15 protein-coding genes are annotated in these 19,079 nt (G+C 57.2%); 7 read left to right on the top strand and 8 right to left on the bottom strand.

Going from position 1 to position 19,079, the window contains the following annotated elements:
• The first annotated feature begins 7 nt into the window (after positions 1 to 7).
• Positions 8 to 265 (top strand): multiple stress resistance protein BhsA, encoded by a 258-nt coding sequence (gene bhsA / locus SPG90_RS04125; protein ID WP_126304394.1) that lies wholly within the window; start codon positions 8 to 10, stop codon positions 263 to 265.
• Positions 266 to 340: 75 nt separating this feature from the next.
• Here the strand turns inward: bhsA and ldtC are convergent, their stop codons facing one another.
• The 3 genes from ldtC to SPG90_RS04140 all read right to left on the bottom strand — a co-directional run bounded on the left by ldtC (position 341) and on the right by SPG90_RS04140 (position 6,558).
• A complete protein-coding gene (gene ldtC / locus SPG90_RS04130; protein ID WP_126304392.1) occupies positions 341 to 1,306 on the bottom strand; it encodes a L,D-transpeptidase LdtC in 966 nt (321 codons plus the stop codon).
• A 582-nt stretch (positions 1,307 to 1,888) separates the two neighbouring features.
• Positions 1,889 to 5,335, bottom strand: a complete 3,447-nt coding sequence (gene mfd, locus SPG90_RS04135; protein WP_023311167.1) for a transcription-repair coupling factor — start codon at positions 5,333 to 5,335, stop codon at positions 1,889 to 1,891.
• A 149-nt stretch (positions 5,336 to 5,484) separates the two neighbouring features.
• Entirely contained in the window at positions 5,485 to 6,558 is a 1,074-nt protein-coding gene (locus SPG90_RS04140) for an acyltransferase family protein (protein ID WP_126304390.1), read from the bottom strand.
• A 256-nt stretch (positions 6,559 to 6,814) separates the two neighbouring features.
• On the opposite strand from SPG90_RS04140, the gene lolC reads away from it, so the two are divergent.
• Genes lolC through cobB form a run of 5 tightly spaced genes read left to right on the top strand, consistent with a single transcriptional unit; the run spans position 6,815 to position 11,753 of the window.
• Positions 6,815 to 8,014, top strand: coding sequence for a lipoprotein-releasing ABC transporter permease subunit LolC (gene lolC, locus SPG90_RS04145; RefSeq protein ID WP_032657987.1), 1,200 nt, complete (start codon positions 6,815 to 6,817; stop codon positions 8,012 to 8,014).
• Positions 8,007 to 8,708 (top strand): lipoprotein-releasing ABC transporter ATP-binding protein LolD, encoded by a 702-nt coding sequence (lolD, locus tag SPG90_RS04150; protein WP_010429765.1) that lies wholly within the window; start codon positions 8,007 to 8,009, stop codon positions 8,706 to 8,708. The genes lolC and lolD overlap by 8 nt, the downstream gene beginning before the upstream one ends.
• Positions 8,708 to 9,952, top strand: coding sequence for a lipoprotein-releasing ABC transporter permease subunit LolE (gene lolE / locus SPG90_RS04155; protein WP_045401911.1), 1,245 nt, complete (start codon positions 8,708 to 8,710; stop codon positions 9,950 to 9,952). The genes lolD and lolE overlap by 1 nt, the downstream gene beginning before the upstream one ends.
• 53 nt (positions 9,953 to 10,005) lie before the next feature.
• Positions 10,006 to 10,917, top strand: a complete 912-nt coding sequence (gene nagK, locus SPG90_RS04160; RefSeq protein ID WP_126304386.1) for an N-acetylglucosamine kinase — start codon at positions 10,006 to 10,008, stop codon at positions 10,915 to 10,917.
• A gap of 14 nt (positions 10,918 to 10,931) precedes the next feature.
• Entirely contained in the window at positions 10,932 to 11,753 is an 822-nt protein-coding gene (gene cobB, locus SPG90_RS04165; protein ID WP_126304384.1) for a Sir2 family NAD+-dependent deacetylase, read from the top strand.
• A 45-nt stretch (positions 11,754 to 11,798) separates the two neighbouring features.
• Here the strand turns inward: cobB and SPG90_RS04170 are convergent, their stop codons facing one another.
• Positions 11,799 to 13,730, bottom strand: coding sequence for a methyl-accepting chemotaxis protein (locus tag SPG90_RS04170; RefSeq protein ID WP_322407954.1), 1,932 nt, complete (start codon positions 13,728 to 13,730; stop codon positions 11,799 to 11,801).
• A gap of 236 nt (positions 13,731 to 13,966) precedes the next feature.
• Here SPG90_RS04170 and SPG90_RS04175 point away from each other — a divergent pair, with 236 nt between their 5' ends.
• Positions 13,967 to 15,196 carry an EAL and HDOD domain-containing protein gene (locus tag SPG90_RS04175; protein ID WP_126304382.1) on the top strand — a complete coding sequence of 410 codons (1,230 nt, stop codon included), beginning with the start codon at positions 13,967 to 13,969 and terminating at the stop codon, positions 15,194 to 15,196.
• 45 nt (positions 15,197 to 15,241) lie between these two features.
• Here SPG90_RS04175 and potD read toward each other — a convergent pair whose 3' ends face one another.
• The 4 genes from potD to potA are packed head-to-tail and all read right to left on the bottom strand — an operon-like array spanning position 15,242 to position 19,050.
• The gene (potD, locus tag SPG90_RS04180; protein ID WP_023311175.1) at positions 15,242 to 16,276 is read right to left on the bottom strand and encodes a spermidine/putrescine ABC transporter substrate-binding protein PotD; all 1,035 of its coding nucleotides are present in this window, start codon (positions 16,274 to 16,276) and stop codon (positions 15,242 to 15,244) included.
• Positions 16,273 to 17,064: a spermidine/putrescine ABC transporter permease PotC gene (gene potC, locus SPG90_RS04185; protein WP_047174455.1), complete on the bottom strand. Its 792-nt coding sequence runs from the start codon at positions 17,062 to 17,064 to the stop codon at positions 16,273 to 16,275. The genes potD and potC overlap by 4 nt, the downstream gene beginning before the upstream one ends.
• Positions 17,061 to 17,918: a spermidine/putrescine ABC transporter permease PotB gene (gene potB / locus SPG90_RS04190; RefSeq protein WP_047174456.1), complete on the bottom strand. Its 858-nt coding sequence runs from the start codon at positions 17,916 to 17,918 to the stop codon at positions 17,061 to 17,063. The genes potC and potB overlap by 4 nt, the downstream gene beginning before the upstream one ends.
• Entirely contained in the window at positions 17,902 to 19,050 is a 1,149-nt protein-coding gene (potA, locus tag SPG90_RS04195; RefSeq protein WP_174259824.1) for a spermidine/putrescine ABC transporter ATP-binding protein PotA, read from the bottom strand. Before potA ends, potB begins: the two co-directional genes overlap by 17 nt.
• Between the last annotated feature and the right edge of the window lie 29 nt (positions 19,051 to 19,079).

Consider the following 19,079-nt stretch of genomic DNA (forward strand, 5'->3'; position numbering starts at 1 on the left):
AAACATCATGAAAAACGTAAAAACCCTCGTCGCTGCTGCTGTTCTGAGTTCACTCTCTTTCGCAAGCTTTGCTGCTGTACAAGTGCAATCCACCCCTGCTGACCAGCATAAAGTCGGGACAATCTCCGCGTCTGCCGGTACTAACCTGGGTTCACTGGAAGATCAGCTGGCACAAAAAGCGCAAGAGATGGGTGCTAAATCTTACCGCATCACCTCTGTGACCGGTCCTAACACCCTGCACGGCACTGCGGTCATCTACAAATAAGCCGGGCATAAACCCTCATTTATGCCACTGCAATAAAAAACGCCCTGCTGAGCAGGGCGTTTTTTTATTTCTGATTTACATCGACTGCTGGACGACGTCGTGATGCCGGGTGACATCGGTCGGCATGCCTGACCGGGCTTCCATCGCGCGCTCCATCACCACGCTGTTGGTATTCGCATTCGTTTTGAAGCTTACCATCGCGGCATTCAGGTTAATGGGCAGCGTCTGCGGATCGTCGCCAATATTTTTCGATAACGGCTGATGAATCTCAACCAGCCGCACGCCGCCGGGCTCCTCTGAAACCTTAATCGGCGTATTGATAATATTCACTTTGGTTCCAGGCGTAACGACGTTAAACAGCGTTTTGATATCGTCATCGCGCAGACGAATACAGCCGGAGCTGACGCGCATGCCGATGCCAAAGTCTGCATTCGTTCCGTGCAGCAGGTAGACGCCGCCGTATGCCGCGAGGCGTATCGCGTGATGCCCCATCGGGTTATCCGGACCAGCCGGCACCACGGCAGGAAGATCGATCCCCTGGGCCTTATAACGGGCACGAATGTTGGCCGTCGGGGTCCAGGTTGGATTCGCGCGTTTATCCGAGACGGTGGTGACCATCGTCGGCGTCAGGGTGTCGCCGCCCAGCTGACCAATACCGATAGGGTAGACGGTGACTTCATTTTTACCCGGCGGATAATAGTACAGACGCAGTTCGGCCAGGTTTATCACGATCCCCTCGCGCGGGGCGTCCGGCAGGATAGTCTGTAACGGGATGGTCAGTACGCTGCCCGCGCGCGGGACGTACGGATCGACGCCGGGGTTCGCCTGCAGCAGGGCCAGAAAACCGACGTTATATTTTTTGGCAATCGCTTCCAGCGAACCACCATTGTTTTCAACCACATGAAAGCGGTTTTCGCCCACGACCTTGCTGCCGGGAGGGGGAAGGGGCCAGGTGTTTGCCCGAGCGGGAAGCGCAACCGCGACGGTGGCTGCCAGCGCAAACAGGGTCATCCAGCGAGTAAAACGCGAAGAGGTCATCATTACCATAGTCCATGCAAATGATAAGGTTATTGTTTTATAAAGCGTTAATGATAATTATGGCGAATGGGTGTGTCGGGAAGATCGGGTGAAGTGCAAAGAGTTTGTAAATTGTCCCCCCGTAGCGCCGGGCTAACAGGGGAAGGGATCCCCATAAAATAATGCCTGCACGGACGACCCCCTCTCCCTTGAGGGAGAGGGCTGGGGTGTGGGGGAACATACGACTCTGGTGGTCATTCCGTTCACTTTATGTTCCTTAGTACTCTGTAACGACATGACCTGTGAACGTGCCAGGGTGGCTCAGTCGCCACCACCCTGGCGACCCGGGCTCCCGGCGGTAAATCGCCGCTACGCGGTACCTTCGGCTTATTCCTTCCGGCTTTTCGGGGACGGGCGGAGGTAACATCCCTGTAAAGCCCGCCCTCTCGGCGCATCCCTGCGCCTCGCCCCGGCCTGCAGGAAACGCCTCAGCGATTTACAGCCGGACCAGGGTGTCGCTGTAAGCTATTCATTTTCCGGAAGCAACTTTTATCGCTTCTGGTTAATAAACTACATGAAATTCCTCAGTTAAGAGGGGAATGGAGGTCAGGCGATCGCGTTCTCTTCCAGCTGGCGCATAAAGTTACGCACCCAGTCCATACGGGTTTTGCGCTCCGTCAGCTCCTGGGTAAATTTCAGACGGGTTGGACCATCCAGACGGAAATGCTGCGGCTGTTTTTGCAGCAGGCCGATGAGCCACATCGGGTTGACGTGATTCTTCTCGGCGAATTCAATCACGCCGCCTTTTTCATTGCCTTCGAGCTTGCGGATCCCCAGCTTTTGCGCCTGCTGGCGCAGCCTCGCGATATCCAGCAAATTTCTCGCCGGATCGGGCAGCAGGCCAAAGCGGTCAATCAGCTCCACCTTAATCTCTTCCAGCTCGTTCTCCTTCTTCGCGCTGGCGATGCGCTTGTAGAACGACAGTCGGGTATTCACGTCCGGAATAAAATCGTCCGGCAGCAGGGAAGGCATACGCAGCTCGACCTCGGTCTGCTGGCTGGTGAGATCTTCCAGCGACGGCTCGCGTCCGGCCTTCAGGGCATCAACCGCGTTTTCCAGCAGCTCCATATAGAGCGAGAAGCCGATGGTTTCCATGGAGCCGCTCTGGTCTTCACCCAGCAGCTCGCCGGCACCGCGGATCTCGAGATCGTGCGTGGCCAGCGCAAAGCCTGCGCCGAGGTCTTCCAGCGAGGCGATGGCTTCCAGACGCTTTTGCGCGTCGGTGGTCATCGCTTTCGGATGCGGCGTCAGCAGCCAGGCGTAGGCCTGATGGTGCGAACGCCCGACGCGGCCGCGCAGCTGGTGAAGCTGCGCCAGGCCAAAGTGATCCGCACGCTCAATGATGATGGTGTTTGCCGTCGGAATGTCGATCCCGGTTTCAATGATGGTGGTACACACCAGCACGTTAAAGCGCTGGTGGTGGAAGTCGTTCATTACCCGTTCCAGCTCGCGCTCGCGCATCTGCCCGTGACCGATAGCGATGCGCGCTTCCGGCACCAGCTCCGCCAGCCTGTCCGCCGCTTTCTGGATGTTTTCCACGTCGTTGTACAGGTAATAGACCTGACCCCCGCGCAGCACCTCACGCAGAATGGCCTCCCGCACCACCAGATTATCGTACTCGCGGACAAAGGTTTTCACTGCCAGACGGCGCGCCGGCGGCGTGGCAATAATCGACAGATCGCGCATGCCGCTCATCGCCATGTTGAGTGTTCGCGGGATTGGCGTTGCGGTCAGGGTCAGGATATCGACGTCGGCGCGCATCGCTTTGATGCGCTCTTTATGACGTACCCCGAAGCGGTGCTCTTCGTCGACGATCAGCAGCCCCAGATCTTTCCACTTCACGTCGCTTTGCAGCAGCTTGTGGGTGCCGATCAGAATATCGATTTTGCCTTCACTTGCCTGTTCGAGGATCTGCGTCTGTTCTTTGGTACTGCGAAAACGCGAGAGCATCTCGATACGTACCGGCCAGTTGGCGAAACGGTCGCGGAAGTTGTCGAAGTGCTGCTGAGCGAGCAGGGTGGTCGGCACCAGCACCGCCACCTGCTTGTTGTTTTCCACCGCAAGGAAGGCGGCGCGCATCGCCACTTCGGTTTTACCGAAGCCGACGTCGCCGCAGACTAAGCGGTCCATAGCCAGCGGCTGGCACATGTCGCTCAGCACGGCGTTGATGGCCTGGGCCTGATCCGGCGTGGTTTCAAACGGGAAGCTGTCGCAGAACAGCTGGTACTGTTCTTTATCATGCTTAAAGGCGAAGCCCTGTTTAGCCGCGCGCTGGGCGTAGATATCCAGCAGCTCGGCCGCCACGTCGCGCACTTTTTCCGCCGCCTTCTGGCGCGCGCGCGCCCAGGCGTCGCCGCCCAGCTTGTGCAGCGGCGCATTCTCTTCGGCGCCGCCCGCGTAGCGGCTGATCAGATGCAGGGAGGAGACCGGGACATACAGTTTGGCGTCGTTAGCATAGGTGAGCATCAGGTATTCACCTTTGATGCCGCCCGCTTCCAGCGTGGTCATCCCCTGATAGCGCCCAACGCCGTGCTCCAGGTGAACAATCGGCTGGCCCGGGTGCAGCTCGGCAAGGTTACGGATCAGCGTGTCCGGGTTGATGGTCCGACGGCTGTCCTGACGGCGGCGCGCGACGCGCTCGCCCAGCAGGTCGCTTTCGCAAATCAGCGCCAGGTTGTTGAGCGTGTCGATGAACCCGTGCTCGGCGGCGCCAATCATCAGATAACGACCGTTTCCGGTCGCTTCGCTCAGGCGCAGGATGCGCTTCGGCGCCACCTTAATGCGTCCCAGCAGTTCACCTAACGCTTCACGGCGGCCTTCACTCTCAACGGAGAACACCACCGGGCCGGTGAAGGACTCCAGGAACTTGCGCAGATTATCCAGCGGGGATTTCTGCTGCGCCTGAACGGCCAGGTCCGGCAGCGTCCGGAAGGCGAGGTTGGTATTGGCGGCCTTATCGGCAAGCGAATCGGTTTTCAGCTGCATGCGCGGCCAGCGCTTCAGCTCGGCGTTGAGCTCGTCGGTGCGCAGCCACAGCGCTTCCGGCGGCAGCAGTGGACGCATTGGGTCAACGCCACGGTTTTCAAAGCGGGCGCGGGTTTCGCTCTCAAAGCGGCTGGCGCTGGCGTCGATATCCCCGGTGTTGACAATCAGCGTATTCGCCGGGAAGTAGCTGAACAGGGCAGGCAGCGGCTCGTTGAAGAACAGCGGCTGCCAGTATTCGATCCCGGCAGGAAGCGTGCCTTTACTGACCTGCTGATAAATATGTTCCGCGTCGCGCTTCACCTCGAACTTATCGCGCCACTGGCTGCGGAACAGTTCAATAGCGGTTTTGTCCGTGGGGAACTCATGCGCGGGCAGTAAATTGATGGACTCCACTTCTTCCAGCGTGCGCTGCGTGTCGGCGTCGAATACGCGCAGGCTGTCGATTTCATCATCAAAGAAATCCAGACGATACGGCTGGTCGCTGCCCATCGGGTAAAGGTCAAGCAGCGCGCCGCGGGTGGCGTATTCCCCGTGCTCCATCACCTGGTCGACGTGGCGATAGCCGGCACCGTCAAGCTGCGCGCGCAGGGCGTCACGGGACAGGCGCTGGCCTTTTTTCATCACCAGCGCGTGACCGTGCAGATAGCTGTGCGGACAGACGCGCTGCATCAGGGTGTTCACCGGCACAATCAGCACGCCGCGCTGCATGGTCGGCAGCTGATAGAGCGTCGACAGGCGCGAGGAGATGATCTCCTGATGCGGAGAGAAGCTGTCATACGGCAGCGTCTCCCAGTCGGCCAGGCTGAACACCAGGCTATCGGTGAACTGGCGAATTTCATCGTGCAGGCGCAGGGCGTTTTGCATATCCGGGGCAACAAGAATCACCGGGCCTGGATGACGCTCGGCGATTTCCGCCACCAGCGTGGCGCACGCCGCGCCCGTGAGTTCACCCAGCTGGCGCTGGTCGCCCGCTTTGACAGGCAAGGAATAACGATAGTGTTCAGGCATGGCTATGTCAGAGTCTCTTATGGATATACCAACAGTATTGGGGCATATCACTGATACGCAATGTCTTTATTATCCTCGATCGTTTTACATAAGCAAATCGTAACCGCACGGCAGGGCTAAACGCCCCCAAAACGGGGGCGGAGAGGGCATTAACGCGTTGAAGGTGACAGGGTCAGCGTAGACGGAGGAGAGAAGAAAACGTCCCCAAAAAGCGCGGTGGAGATCTTACGCACCCCGAGCCCGGCAAGGGTACAGATAAACAGGCTGGCAAACGGGTAGACCAGCACCAGGGTGAGCTCTGCCCAGACCGGCCACGAGGCGGCATTCATTTCGCCAATCAGGAACAGGCTAAAGGCCTCAATCAGGATGCGGTGGGTGGTATAAATCGCAATGGTATTTGAGCCAATCACGTTCAGCAGATTGTTTGGGTGAACGGCATAGCGCTGCTCAAGGCTGTAGAACAGCTTCATGATCAGCACAATCGACAGCAATGAGAGCAGCAGCGGAACGTTAGCAAACCACAGCACCACGGAGACGGCGGCGAAAGCCCCGATTGCCAGCCAGATGCGGCGCAGGTTGACGCTTTTCATCCACGCCATCAGCTCTGCGCCATACCACGCCCCGAGGCTGTAGTAGATCATGTTGCGTACCACGCTGTTCATTCCCCACCACGGCAGCGGCAGGAAGTTAATCGCGATGCTTGCCAGCGCCAGCAGTCCCAGTACCGGCAGCTTCCAGCGGCTCAGCAGTTTAGACAGCGTGAAGTAGACCACCAGAGCATACAGATACCACAAACTGGTGCTGGCGGTGATCATCCCCAGCACAAAGCCTGAGAACGAGTCGGCGTAGGCCGCGTTCGACGAGGTGGCAAGCTCACGCTCGGGCGCCAGCCAGGCGTTCAGGTGGGTCAACGCCTGCCATTGCAGGACGCCCCACAGCGCCAGGACCCAGACAATGCTCCAGATCCGTTTATCGAGACTGGTTCGCCAGTCCACTTCGTCAATATAACGACGGATCAGATAGCCGGAGATAAAGAAGAAGACCGGCATACGAAACGGTGCGAGATAGAGGTTAAAATAGACCCAGCATTTGGCGAGAAGGCCGGAGAGCGGGTGTTGTAGCCCGATCAGATGCGGATAAAACGTGATAACCGAATGATAGATAACCACCAGGCAGATACACAGCCCTTTTATCTGGTTAATCCATAATGCTTTTTGCTTCATTGTTCGCCACTACCTTATTGCCATAAACGAACGAGCAATTGTTGTAAAACGACACCAGGATGTAATGGGTAACAGTCTGTATCAGGAGGTTTTTCGGAAAAGGTGGAGGTTGCGAGGTGAGTATTCAGACAATAGCACCCTGATTTATCTGAATTTTTCGGAAAAATGATTACCAAAGCTTACTGTTTCAGTCATTTACGCTTAACGGATTCGCTTATATACTCGTGGGTCTGCTATCAGCAAACAGACGGACTTCATGTATCAACCTGTCGCACTCTTCATAGGCTTACGCTACATGCGTGGGCGCGCCGCGGACCGCTTCGGTCGCTTTGTCTCCTGGCTTTCGACTATTGGCATTACGCTTGGCGTGATGGCACTGGTGACGGTACTTTCCGTCATGAATGGCTTCGAACGCGAGCTGCAAAACAATATCCTGGGGCTGATGCCGCAGGCCGTTCTTTCATCATCCAACGGTTCGGTTAACCCGCAACAGCTGCCGGAAAGCGCGGCGAAGTTACAGGGCGTCACGCGCGTAGCGCCGTTGACGACCGGCGACGTGGTGCTGCAAAGCGCCCGCAGCGTGGCGGTCGGCGTGATGCTGGGTATTGACCCGGCGCAAAACGATCCGCTGACGCCGTATCTGGTTAACGTGAAGCAGTCCGATCTGGAAGCCGGAAAATACAACGTGATTCTGGGTGAACAGCTTGCCGGCCAGCTTGGCGTCAACCGTGGCGATCAGCTGCGCGTGATGGTCCCTTCTGCCAGCCAGTTTACGCCGATGGGGCGCCTGCCAAGCCAGCGCCTGTTCAACGTGATTGGTACCTTTGCCGCCAACAGCGAAGTCGATGGCTACCAGATGCTGGTGAACATTCAGGACGCTTCACGCCTGATGCGCTACCCGGCAGGGAATATTACCGGCTGGCGCCTGTGGCTCGATGCGCCGCTGAAGGTCGATACCCTCAGCCAGCAAAAACTGCCGGACGGCACTAAATGGCAGGACTGGCGCGAGCGTAAAGGCGAACTGTTCCAGGCCGTGCGGATGGAAAAAAACATGATGGGGCTGCTGCTGAGCCTGATCGTGGCCGTGGCCGCATTTAACATCATTACCTCGCTGGGCCTGATGGTGATGGAGAAGCAGGGCGAAGTCGCCATTCTGCAAACCCAGGGGCTCACGCCGCGCCAGATCATGGCGGTGTTTATGGTGCAGGGGGCCAGCGCAGGCATCATCGGCGCGCTGCTCGGCGCCGTGCTGGGGGCCTTGCTTGCCAGCCAGCTTAATAACTTAATGCCGATCATCGGCGCCCTGCTCGACGGCGCGGCGCTGCCGGTGGCTATCGAGCCGCTGCAGGTGGTCGGTATTGCGCTGGCCGCGATGGCCATTGCGCTGCTTTCTACGCTTTATCCTTCCTGGCGCGCTGCCGCCACTCAACCCGCTGAGGCTTTACGTTATGAATAAGATCCTGTTGCAATGCGACAACCTGTCCAAACGCTATCAGGAAGGCACTGTGCAAACCGACGTGCTGCACAATGTGAGTTTTAGCGTGGGCGAAGGCGAGATGATGGCGATTGTTGGCAGCTCCGGCTCGGGCAAAAGTACGCTGCTGCATCTGCTGGGCGGGCTGGATACGCCAACCGAGGGCGACGTGATTTTCTCCGGCCAGCCGATGAGCAAAATGTCCTCCGCGGCGAAGGCCGAGCTGCGCAACCGCGAGCTGGGCTTTATCTACCAGTTCCACCACCTGCTGCCGGATTTCACGGCGCTGGAAAACGTGGCGATGCCGCTGCTGATTGGTAAAAAGAAACCGGCAGAAATTAACGCCCGCGCCAGCGACATGCTGAAAGCGGTAGGCCTGGGCCATCGCGGTAACCATCGTCCCTCTGAGCTTTCCGGCGGCGAGCGCCAGCGCGTGGCGATTGCCCGCGCGCTGGTCAACAACCCGCGCCTGGTGCTGGCGGATGAGCCTACCGGTAACCTGGATGCCCGCAATGCGGACAGTATTTTCCAGCTTCTGGGCGAGCTGAACGCCTCGCAGGGCACCGCGTTTCTGGTCGTAACCCACGATCTGCAGCTGGCAAAACGCATGGGGCGTCAGCTTGAGATGCGCGACGGCCATCTGAACGCGGAACTGACCCTGATGGGAGCAGAGTAATGGCGTCACCGTTATCCTTACTCATCGGTTTACGTTTTAGCCGCGGCCGCCGTCGCGGCGGCATGGTGTCGCTGATCTCCGTCATCTCGACCATCGGTATTGCGCTCGGTGTGGCGGTGCTGATTGTCGGCCTGAGCGCCATGAACGGCTTTGAGCGCGAGCTGAATAACCGCATTCTGGCGGTGGTGCCGCACGGGGAGATCGAGCCGGTTAACCAGCCGTGGACGAACTGGAGCGATGCGCTCGCCAAAGTCGAAAAAGTGCCGGGCATTGCCGCGGCCGCGCCCTATATTAACTTTACCGGGCTGGTGGAGAGCGGGGTCAACCTGCGCGCCATACAGGTGAAAGGGGTCAACCCCGTCCAGGAAGCGCGCCTCAGCGCGCTGCCAAACTATGTGCAGAACGGCGCGTGGGCCAACTTTAAGGCCGGCGAGCAGCAGATCATCATGGGTAAAGGCGTGGCCGATGCCCTGAAGGTGAAGCAGGGCGACTGGGTGTCAATCATGATCCCGAACGCCAGCGCCGACCACAAGCTGCAGCAGCCTAAGCGCGTGCGCCTGCACGTCACCGGTATTCTTCAGCTGAGCGGTCAGCTTGACCATAGTTTTGCGATGGTGCCGATGGAGGATGCGCGCCAGTATCTCGACATGGCTGACAGCGTGACGGGCATTGCCATTAAGGTGAACGACGTCTTTAACGCCAATAAGCTGGTACGCGACGCGGGCAGCGTGACCAATAACTATGTCTACATCAAGAGCTGGATCGGCACTTACGGGTATATGTACCGTGATATCCAGATGATCCGCGCCATCATGTATCTGGCGATGGTGCTGGTGATTGGTGTGGCGTGCTTTAATATCGTCTCGACGCTGGTGATGGCGGTCAAGGACAAGAGCGGCGACATCGCCGTGCTGCGTACGCTGGGGGCGAAAGACGGTCTTATTCGCGCCATCTTCGTCTGGTACGGTTTGCTGGCGGGGCTGTTCGGCAGCCTGTGCGGCGTGGTGATTGGCGTGGTGGTTTCCCTGCAGCTGACCCCGATTATCAACGGGATCGAAAAGCTTATCGGCCACCAGTTCCTGTCGGGTGATATCTACTTTATTGACTTCCTGCCGTCTGAACTGCACTGGCTGGACGTTTTTTATGTGCTGGTTACAGCACTTTTACTGAGTCTGCTGGCAAGCTGGTACCCGGCGCGTCGCGCAAGCCGAATTGATCCGGCGAGGGTATTAAGTGGCCAGTAATTACGTCATGATCTAGCGGCTTTCGGGCCGCCAGGTTAAAGGAGGAATGCGTTATGTATTACGGATTTGATATTGGCGGCACCAAGATTGCGCTCGGCGCGTTTGATAAAGACCTCAAACTGCAGTGGGAAACCCGCGTTCCCACGCCGCGCGAAAGCTACGACGAATTTTTAACCGCGATTGCCGCGCTGGTGTCGCAGGCCGATGAACGCTTTGGCGTCAAAGGCAGCGTCGGCATCGGCATTCCGGGTATGCCCGAAACCGACGACGGCACGCTGTATGCCGCCAACGTGCCTGCCACCAGCGGTAAACCGCTGCGCGCCGATCTCTCTGCTCTCCTTGAACGCGACGTGCGTTTAGACAATGATGCTAACTGCTTTGCGCTCTCTGAAGCCTGGGATGATGAATTCCGTCAGTATCCGCTGGTGATGGGGCTGATCCTCGGTACCGGCGTCGGCGGGGGGATTGTGATCGACGGTAAGCCCATCACCGGTCGCAGCTACATCACCGGCGAGTTTGGCCATATCCGCCTGCCGGTGGATGCTCTCGAGGTGGTGGGACGCGATTTCCCGCTGACCCGCTGCGGCTGCGGCCAGCACGGCTGCATCGAGAACTACCTTTCCGGCCGCGGGTTTGCATGGCTTTACGAACACTTCTATCATCAGAAACTTGAGGCCCCTCAAATCATTACCCTGTGGGAGCAAGGGGATGCGCAGGCGCGTGAGCACGTCGAGCGCTATCTGGATCTGCTGGCGGTGTGTCTGGGAAATATTCTCACCATCGTCGACCCGGATCTGCTGGTGATCGGGGGAGGGCTGTCAAACTTTACCGCGATTACGGAACGGTTGTCCGGGCGTTTGCCCCGACATTTATTGCCGGTTGCCCGCGTGCCGCGTATCGAACGCGCGCGACACGGGGATGCAGGAGGCATGCGCGGAGCCGCATTCCTTCATCTCACCGATTAGTTTACGAGGTTTCTATGCTGTCGCGTCGCCAGGGTCGACTCAGCCGTTTTCGCAAAAACAAACGCCGCTTGCGTGAGCGCTTGCGCCAGCGGATCTTTTTCAGAGACAGAATGATGCCAGAAGCGATGGATAAACCCAGAGTGGTGGTGCTGACCGGGGCGGGGATCTCCGCCGAGTCAGGAATTCGAACCTTCCGCGCGGCGGACGGGCTGTGGGAAGAGCACCGCGTGGAGGATGTGGCCACGCCGGAAGGCTTTGCCCGCGATCCGGATCTCGTCCAGGCGTTTTACAACGCCCGCCGCCGCCAGCTTCAGCAGCCTGACGTTGCGCCGAATGCGGCGCATCTGGCGCTGGCGAAGCTGGAAGAGGCGCTCGGCGATCGTTTTCTGCTGGTAACGCAGAATATCGACAACCTGCACGAGCGGGCCGGTAACAAGAACATCATTCACATGCACGGCGAGCTGCTCAAGGTTCGCTGCGCCTGGAGCGGTCAGGTGCTGGACTGGCAAGAGGACGTGCTGGCTGAGGATAAGTGCCACTGCTGCCAGTTCCCGTCGCGCCTGCGTCCGCACGTGGTCTGGTTCGGTGAAATGCCGCTGGGAATGGATGATATCTACAGCGCGCTGGCGATGGCCGACGTATTTATCGCCATCGGCACATCCGGCCATGTTTACCCGGCGGCGGGGTTTGTCCACGAAGCGCGGCTGCACGGCGCGCATACGGTAGAACTCAATCTTGAGCCAAGCCAGGTGGGCAGCGAGTTTGAAGAGAAACACTACGGTCTGGCAAGCACGGTCGTCCCGGAGTTTGTCGACAAGCTGCTGAAAGGGCTGTAACGGCAATCGCGTGAAAAGGCACCCGTCCAGCGGGTGCCTTTTTATTTATGAATGGAAGAACGCCAGCGTCTTCTCGAGCGATTTAGCCTGCTCATCCAGCGAGAGCGCCGCCGCAGAGATCTGCTGAACCAGAGAGGCATTCTGCTGGGTCGTGCTGTCCATCTGGTTAACGGCGGTGCTGACCTGGCTAATCCCGCGATTTTGCTCATCCAGCGCCTGAACGATATCGTTGATGACCAGATGCACATGCGATACCGCTTCAATCACCTGTTTCATCATCACCCCCGTTTCATTGACCAGCTCAACGCCTTTGCTCACGCGCCCTGAGGACTCGGCAATCAGCTGAGAGATCTCTTTTGCCGCGTTAGCGCTTCGCTGGGCAAGATTGCGCTCTTCCCCTGCGACGACCGCGAAGCCGCGCCCCTGTTCGCCAGCCCGTGCCGCTTCAACGGCAGCATTCAGCGCCAGGATATTAGTCTGGAAGGCGATGCCATCGACAATGCTGTTAATCTCGCCGATCTTACGTGCGCTCTCGTCAATCTCCCCGATCACCACGACCACGTCGTTTACCAGCGTTTCGCCATGCCCGGCGAGGCTCGCGGCGCGATCGGTCAGCGTGGTCGCCTTGTGGGCGTTGTCGGCGTTATTCTTCACCGTGACCGAAATCTCTTCCATGCTGGCTGCCGTTTCAACAATCGCAGCCGCCTGTTCCTCGGTTCGCGAGGCGAGGTCAAGGTTGCCCGCCGAAATTTCGCTGGTGCCGCCGTGCACGGAGTGGCTGGCTTCGCTGATATTGTCGACGATGCGCTTGAGCTGCATCTGCATGGTGTGCAGGGCATAAAAAATGCTGTGGGTATCTCCGGAACGAACCGGGATGGTGTTGTTCAGATCTCCCCGGGCAACGGCCAGGGCGATCCCGGCGGCCTCCGAAGGTTCGCCCCCAACCGGACGGTCAACTTTACGGGTGAAGATCTGTGCCATGACCAGGCTAACCGCCACGATGCTTAACACCATCATGATGATGGCTTTCAGTAAAAATGCGCGCGCTTCGGCCATCACTTCGCTGACCGGCGTGATAATGGCGAGTTTCCACGGCGTCTGGCTGTTACCGACGGCGATGTCCTGCCAGGTGATGAACACGTCCTCCTTCAGCAGCGGATCGTTTACCCGGGTGACGTCATGACCGGCAATCTGACCGGCGTAAGGCTTGCCCGCCGCGCGTTTGTCCGGGCTGGACACCACGTTATTAGCTGCGGAGAGGAGCAGGGCGTAGCCTGTGCCGTTCCACGGTTTAATCGCGCCGATCGTCGATTGCAGCGTGGCGAGGGAGAAGTCAGAGGTGACCGAACCCAGAAACTGACCGTCGCGCATGATGGGGGCGGCAATCGAGGTGAGCATCACGTCCACGCCGTTGTAGGGATAGATATAGGGCTCGATGATCACATCTTTATGGCGTTGTTTCGGCAGCAGATAATAATCGCCGCTGCCGGGCGTTTCGATGTCCGTCAGCAGGTGTAATGCCGGTTTGCCGGTGGCGTCCCGGTCGACGTAGCGGGCGTAGCGCCCGGCAGGATCTTCACCGCTCTGACCGGCCCAGACGGCATCTTTATCGTCGAACGCGTTAGGCTCAAAGGCCATCGACATGGAGAGAAACTGTGGGTGAGCCGAAAGGTAGTGGATGAGCAGCTGGTTCAGGCTCTGGCGTTCGGTCACGCCCGCCTCGCGCAGCGCCAGGGCGCTGTTGCCCATGTCCCGGGCGGCAGTCAGGGCAGAATCCAGCTGTTTGCTGACCTGCAACGCTTGCACCTCGGCAATCTGGCGGATATGTTTTTTGGCCAGAACCTCCTGCTGTGCCATCCACTGCCACATCATAAACCCGATCGTTGCCGTAAAGCCCACCGTTACGGTGAGGAAAATGGACAACAGCATCAACGTCTTGACGCTTATTTTTTTTCTTCGGACCATGGCGTCTTTCATTCTCATCTCCCGTAATATCGTGCATGTCGGGCAGGCACATATTCCTTATCGGATATTTTCTCCTCTTTCTGTAGAGCGTCAGAAATATTTAATTTAAATTTTGTTTCGTAAATCCAGTTAATTAGTGTGGATGCTTTTATTTTGTGCATTCAATCAAAATAGTGCTCGATAAAGCTCGTTATCGTCGTGTAGAAAGAGGATGCTAATAAATATAAAGTTGTAGAGGAGGATGGGATATGTACGGATTTATTGCGCGACAACCCATTTTTAACCCTGAGATGAAGACGGTGGCCTACGAGCTGCTGTTCAGAGATGGGATGACAAACCGTTTTCCGGATGTGTCGGCGGAATATGCCACCTCCAGGATGATCTCAGATCAGTTTTTATGCGTGCCGTCCCAGCGCATCGCCGGGGCACATACGTCGTTTATTAATTTCCCGTCGCGAATGGTCATAGACCGCAGTGGAGAAGCGCTGGATAAAGAAAGCGTGGTCATTGAGATCCTGGAAGATGCTGTGCCGGGAGCGGAGCTGTTGCAGGCTGTCAGGGAGATGAGTGCGGATGGTTATCAGTTTGCGCTTGATGATTTCACGCTTGCGCCAGAATGGGATGTTTTTTTACCCTATATTTCAATACTGAAGTTTGACGTCAGGAATTATACCTTAGCGCAAATTAAACAGTATCTGAAAGAGCGTAAACATTTAACCGGGCATATTAAATATCTCGCTGAAAAAATTGAGACTAAAGAGGAATTCAGCGAATACAGGGAAGAGGGATTCTCGCTGTTCCAGGGCTATTTTTTCTGCCGTCCGGAGGTCATTAAATATAAACGGCTATCGCAAAATCAGCTGGCGATTTTTCGGCTGCAAATGGAGGTCGGACGCAATAAACCCGATTTTCGGATCGTCGAGTCGTTGATTAAAACCGATCTCACGCTGTCCTATAAGATTATGCGCTACATGAAGCACACCGCATTTAAACATATCGGTGCCTGTAATTTCAGCAAGTTAACCCTGAGCGAAGTCCTCAGATACCTCGGGGAAAACCAGCTGAGACGGTTTGTTGCGGTCGTGGTCCTCGCCAGTGCGGGCAATGACACCGTCAGCGAGCTTTACCCGCTGAGCATGATGCGCGGCAAGTTCTGCGAACTGATCGCCGAGACGATGAACGAACCGACGCTGGCTGAAAATGCCTTCATGTGCGGCCTGTTTTCTCTGCTCGATACCCTCCTTGAGCTGCCGATGGCCGAGTTGATGAAGCAAATTGCGGTCCCGCAGAGCGTGAGCAATGCCCTGTGCCACCAGGAGGGACGGTTAGCCGATATGGTGAGCCTGTGCCGATACTATGAACAGCAGCAGTGGGACGAGGCGACCCGGGTTCGTCAGGTGCTGGGTCTGTCGGATGAGGATGTGGTTGAGGCGATGAGAAAGGCGACAATCTGGGCAGGGGAGAATGCGGTCAGTTAATCCTCCTCACGCCGTCCGGGCGGCGTGAGGAAGAACGTGATACCGTTACCGGCCCGCTTTTAATTTCTGGTAATACTCTTCGTAGAGGCGGCTGGCGTCACCGACATCGTTCTGCCATTCACCTTTGCTGATGGTTTCGGCATCCGGATAGAGCGATTTATCGTTAGCTACCTCAGGCTTCAGCAGCTTGCGTGCGGCGAGGTTTGGCGTCGGGTAGCCAATCGTCTCGGCAACCTGTTTCGCTACGTCCGGGCGCAGCAGGAAGTTAATCAGCTTGTGCGCCCCTTCAGCGTTTTTCGCGTTGGCGGGGATCGCAAGGCTGTCCATCCAGAAGATCCCGCCTTCTTTCGGCCAGACCACCTCAAGCGGCGTACCGGCCTGGCGGGCGACATACGCGGAGCCGTTCCACACCATCCCCAGGTTCACTTCGCCTTCCATATACGGATTTGCCGGGTTATCAGAGTTAAACGCCGCCACGTTAGGCATCAGCTTTTTCAGCTCGTTATACGCCGCTTCAATCTCTTTCGGATCCGTCGTGTTGCCCGAGTAGCCCAGCTTGCGCAGCGCGACCTGAAACACTTCACGCGCGTCGTCGGTTAACAGCAGGCTACCCTTGTACTCTGGTTTCCAGAGATCGGCCCAGCTTGTCACCGTTTTTGGATCGACGGCCTCGCTGTTCACGCCAATCGCGGTTGCCCCCCAGATATACGGAATGGAGTAGTCGTTATTCGGGTCGAACGGCTTGTTGAGCATCTCAGGATCGAGGTTTGCAAAATTGGTTAGCTTCGTTTTGTCGATCTTCTGGATCATGCCCTCTTTGCGCATTTTGTCGACAAAGTAGGTGGAAGGCACGACCAGATCGTACGCGCCGTCTTTGTAGGTTTTCAGCTTGGCGTACATGGTTTCATTCGACTCGTAGGTCGAGTAGATAACCTTGATGCCCGTTTCCTTTGTGAACTGTTCCAGCAGGCCCGGCGGCACGTACTCGGTCCAGTTGTAGAAGTAGAGCGTTTTGCTGTCATCAGCGTGCGCGGCACCCATGCCAAGCACCAGCGCCGCAGCGGCGAGCATTTTTTTCATTTCATTGTCCCCTGAGATTTTGTTTTATCACGAGCAATAACCTGGCTGGCAATCACCAGAACCAGCGAAAACACCAGCAGAATGGTCGCCAGCGCGTTCACCTCCGGTGAGACGCCGACTTTCACCATTGAATAGATCTTCAACGGCAGAATTTCATAGCTCGGACCGGTGACGAAGGAGGACACGACCACGTCATCCATCGACAGGGTGAAGCTAAGTAGCCATCCGGCCGCCACGGCGGGCATCGCCAGAGGCAGGATGATTTTGCGCAGGATGATCATCTCGCTGGCACCCAGATCTTTCGCCGCCTCCAGCATGCGCACGTCGAACCCTTTCAGGCGCGCGAAAACGGTCACCACCACAAACGGCAGGCAGAAGGTGATGTGCGAGAACAGCAGCGACCAGAAGCCAAGCTGTACGCCCAGCAGCATAAACAGCACCAGCAGCGAAATGGCCATCACGATGTCCGGCGACATCATCACCACAAACAGCATGCCGCTGACGAACGGTTTGCCGCGAAAGCGATAGCGGTAGAGCGCCACGGCGGTGAGCGAGCCAATCAGCGTCGCGAAGGTGGCGGAGAAGATCGCCATCGTCAGCGAGTGCTGCGCGGCCTGCAGCAGGCTATCGTTGTTCATCAGCAGGCTGTACCAGTTGGTGGTAAAGCCTTGCCAGTTAATCCCGAAGCGCGAGCTGTTAAACGAGTTCACGATCAAAATGATAATCGGGATATAAAGGTAAGCGTAAATGGCGGTCATAAAACCGCCGCGAAGCAGTCGACCGATCATTCGAGTTCCACCTTTTTATTCAGCAAGCGTGAGGCGCGCCAGTAGACCAGCAGCATCAGCCCCATGACCACCGTCAGCGTAATGCTGGTCGCGGACCCGAACGGCCAGTCGCGGATGTTCAGGAACTGGCTCTTGATTACGTTACCGATCAGCAGGTTTTTCGCGCCGCCCATCAGATCCGACACGTAGAACAAACCCATCGCCGGGAGCATTACCAGCAGACAGCCCGCGATAATGCCCGGCATGGTCAGCGGGATAATAATGCGGATGAAGGTCTGCAGCTTATTAGCGCCCAGATCTTTTGCCGCCTCCAGCAGCGGTTTATCCAGCTTCTCGATGCTGGAGTAGAGCGGCATCACCATAAACGGCAGCAGGATATAGACCAGGCCGACAATCACCGCGCTCGGGGTAAACATGATGCGGATCGGCGTATCAATCACTCCCAGCCACAGCAGAAACTCGTTGAGATAGCCTTTAGTGCTGAGGAAGATCTTCAGCCCGTAGATGCGGATTAACGAGTTGGTCCAGAAGGGAACAATCAGTAAAAACAGCAGCAGGGGCCGCACCTTTTGCGGCAGGCCCGCGAGGAACCATGCGAAAGGATAGCCCAGCACCAGACAGGCAAGGGTGGCGATCAGCGCCATATTGAGCGAGTGCAGCAGCACGTCAAAATAGAGCGGATCGAGCAGGCGCGCGTAGTTGTCCAGCGTAAAGACCAGCGAAACGAAATTAGCGTCGTCGCGGGTCAGGAAGCTGGTGGCAACGATCATCAGGTTGGGTAAAAAGACAAACAGCACAAGCCAACCGACGATCGTGGCAATCACCACATTCTGGAATTTACTTGTGTTCTTCATCAGCCAGCACAACCTCCCAGCTTTCTACCCAGTTGATAACCATTTTCTGGTCGAGAGAGTGGTCGAAGTCAGGGTCGTCTTCGTTAAAGAACTCGCTGACCATCACCATTTTGCCGTTCTCCAGTTCGACAACGGACTCCAGCGTCATCCCTTTGTAGTTGCGCTCGCGGATATAGCCGATTAACCCTTCGGCCTCGGTATTGCCGTGAATTTCATCAACGCGCAGATCTTCCGGGCGCAGCAGAACGTTGAGCTTTTGTCCCTTTTCGACGGGGAAATTCACCGTGATATTGCACTCGCGCCCTTCGACGCTGGCTCGCACGCGCTGGTCGTCCAGACGCTCGATCACCGTGGCGTCGAAAATATTGATCTCGCCAATGAAGCTGGCGACAAACAGATTCTTCGGCTCTTCGTAGATTTCGCGCGGCGTGCCGTCCTGCTCGATTTTGCCGTCGCGCATCACCACGATGCGGTCGGACATGGTCAGGGCCTCTTCCTGATCGTGGGTGACGAAGACAAAGGTAATGCCGAGCTTGCGCTGCAGGGCTTTGAGCTCGTTCTGCATCTGCTTGCGCAGCTTGTAATCCAGCGCCGAGAGGGATTCATCCAGCAGGAGCAGACGCGGCTTGTTGACCACGGCGCGGGCGATGGCCACGCGCTGCTGCTGGCCGCCGGAAAGCTGATGGGGTTTACGCTGGGCAAACGTCTCAAGCTGCACCATGCGCAGGGCGTCGGTGACGCGCGGTTCAATCTCGTTCGCCGGCGTTTTTTGCATCCGCAGGCCAAACGCCACGTTTTCAAACACGGTCATGTGCGGGAACAGGGCGTAGCTCTGAAAGACGGTATTGACGTGGCGATCTTCGGCGGGAACCCGGGTGATGTCCTGGTTCTCAAGATGGATATGGCCGTTATCGACGCTTTCCAGCCCGGCGATAAGGCGCAGAACGGTTGTTTTGCCGCAGCCCGAGGGGCCAAGCAGCGTCAGAAACTCACCGTCATTGATGGTAAGAGTGAGGTCGGAAATAACGTCTTTACCATCAAAACTTTTACGAATTCGTTCCAGTTGCACCAGCGGTGAACGTGAACGGGATTGTGTATTCAATTTTTGCGCTGTCCCATATAGACGCCTCAGGCAGCAGACTGAAGCGGGGTTTGTGTGTA

Origin of the sequence: Enterobacter sp. D2 (genome assembly GCF_034427575.1) — a bacterium.
GTDB classification, from domain to species: domain Bacteria; phylum Pseudomonadota; class Gammaproteobacteria; order Enterobacterales; family Enterobacteriaceae; genus Enterobacter; species Enterobacter cloacae_M.

Bases quoted from the DNA above. Each gene is read 5' to 3' on its own strand.
- bhsA (WP_126304394.1), top strand. From the start codon at position 8: ATGAAAAACGTAAAAACCCTCGTCGCTGCTGCTGTTCTGAGTTCACTC.
- ldtC (WP_126304392.1), bottom strand. From the start codon at position 1,306: ATGATGACCTCTTCGCGTTTTACTCGCTGGATGACCCTGTTTGCGCTG.
- mfd (WP_023311167.1), bottom strand. From the start codon at position 5,335: ATGCCTGAACACTATCGTTATTCCTTGCCTGTCAAAGCGGGCGACCAG.
- SPG90_RS04140 (WP_126304390.1), bottom strand. From the start codon at position 6,558: ATGAAGCAAAAAGCATTATGGATTAACCAGATAAAAGGGCTGTGTATC.
- lolC (WP_032657987.1), top strand. From the start codon at position 6,815: ATGTATCAACCTGTCGCACTCTTCATAGGCTTACGCTACATGCGTGGG.
- lolD (WP_010429765.1), top strand. From the start codon at position 8,007: ATGAATAAGATCCTGTTGCAATGCGACAACCTGTCCAAACGCTATCAG.
- lolE (WP_045401911.1), top strand. From the start codon at position 8,708: ATGGCGTCACCGTTATCCTTACTCATCGGTTTACGTTTTAGCCGCGGC.
- nagK (WP_126304386.1), top strand. From the start codon at position 10,006: ATGTATTACGGATTTGATATTGGCGGCACCAAGATTGCGCTCGGCGCG.
- cobB (WP_126304384.1), top strand. From the start codon at position 10,932: ATGCTGTCGCGTCGCCAGGGTCGACTCAGCCGTTTTCGCAAAAACAAA.
- SPG90_RS04170 (WP_322407954.1), bottom strand. From the start codon at position 13,730: ATGAAAGACGCCATGGTCCGAAGAAAAAAAATAAGCGTCAAGACGTTG.
- SPG90_RS04175 (WP_126304382.1), top strand. From the start codon at position 13,967: ATGTACGGATTTATTGCGCGACAACCCATTTTTAACCCTGAGATGAAG.
- potD (WP_023311175.1), bottom strand. From the start codon at position 16,276: ATGAAAAAAATGCTCGCCGCTGCGGCGCTGGTGCTTGGCATGGGTGCC.
- potC (WP_047174455.1), bottom strand. From the start codon at position 17,064: ATGATCGGTCGACTGCTTCGCGGCGGTTTTATGACCGCCATTTACGCT.
- potB (WP_047174456.1), bottom strand. From the start codon at position 17,918: ATGAAGAACACAAGTAAATTCCAGAATGTGGTGATTGCCACGATCGTC.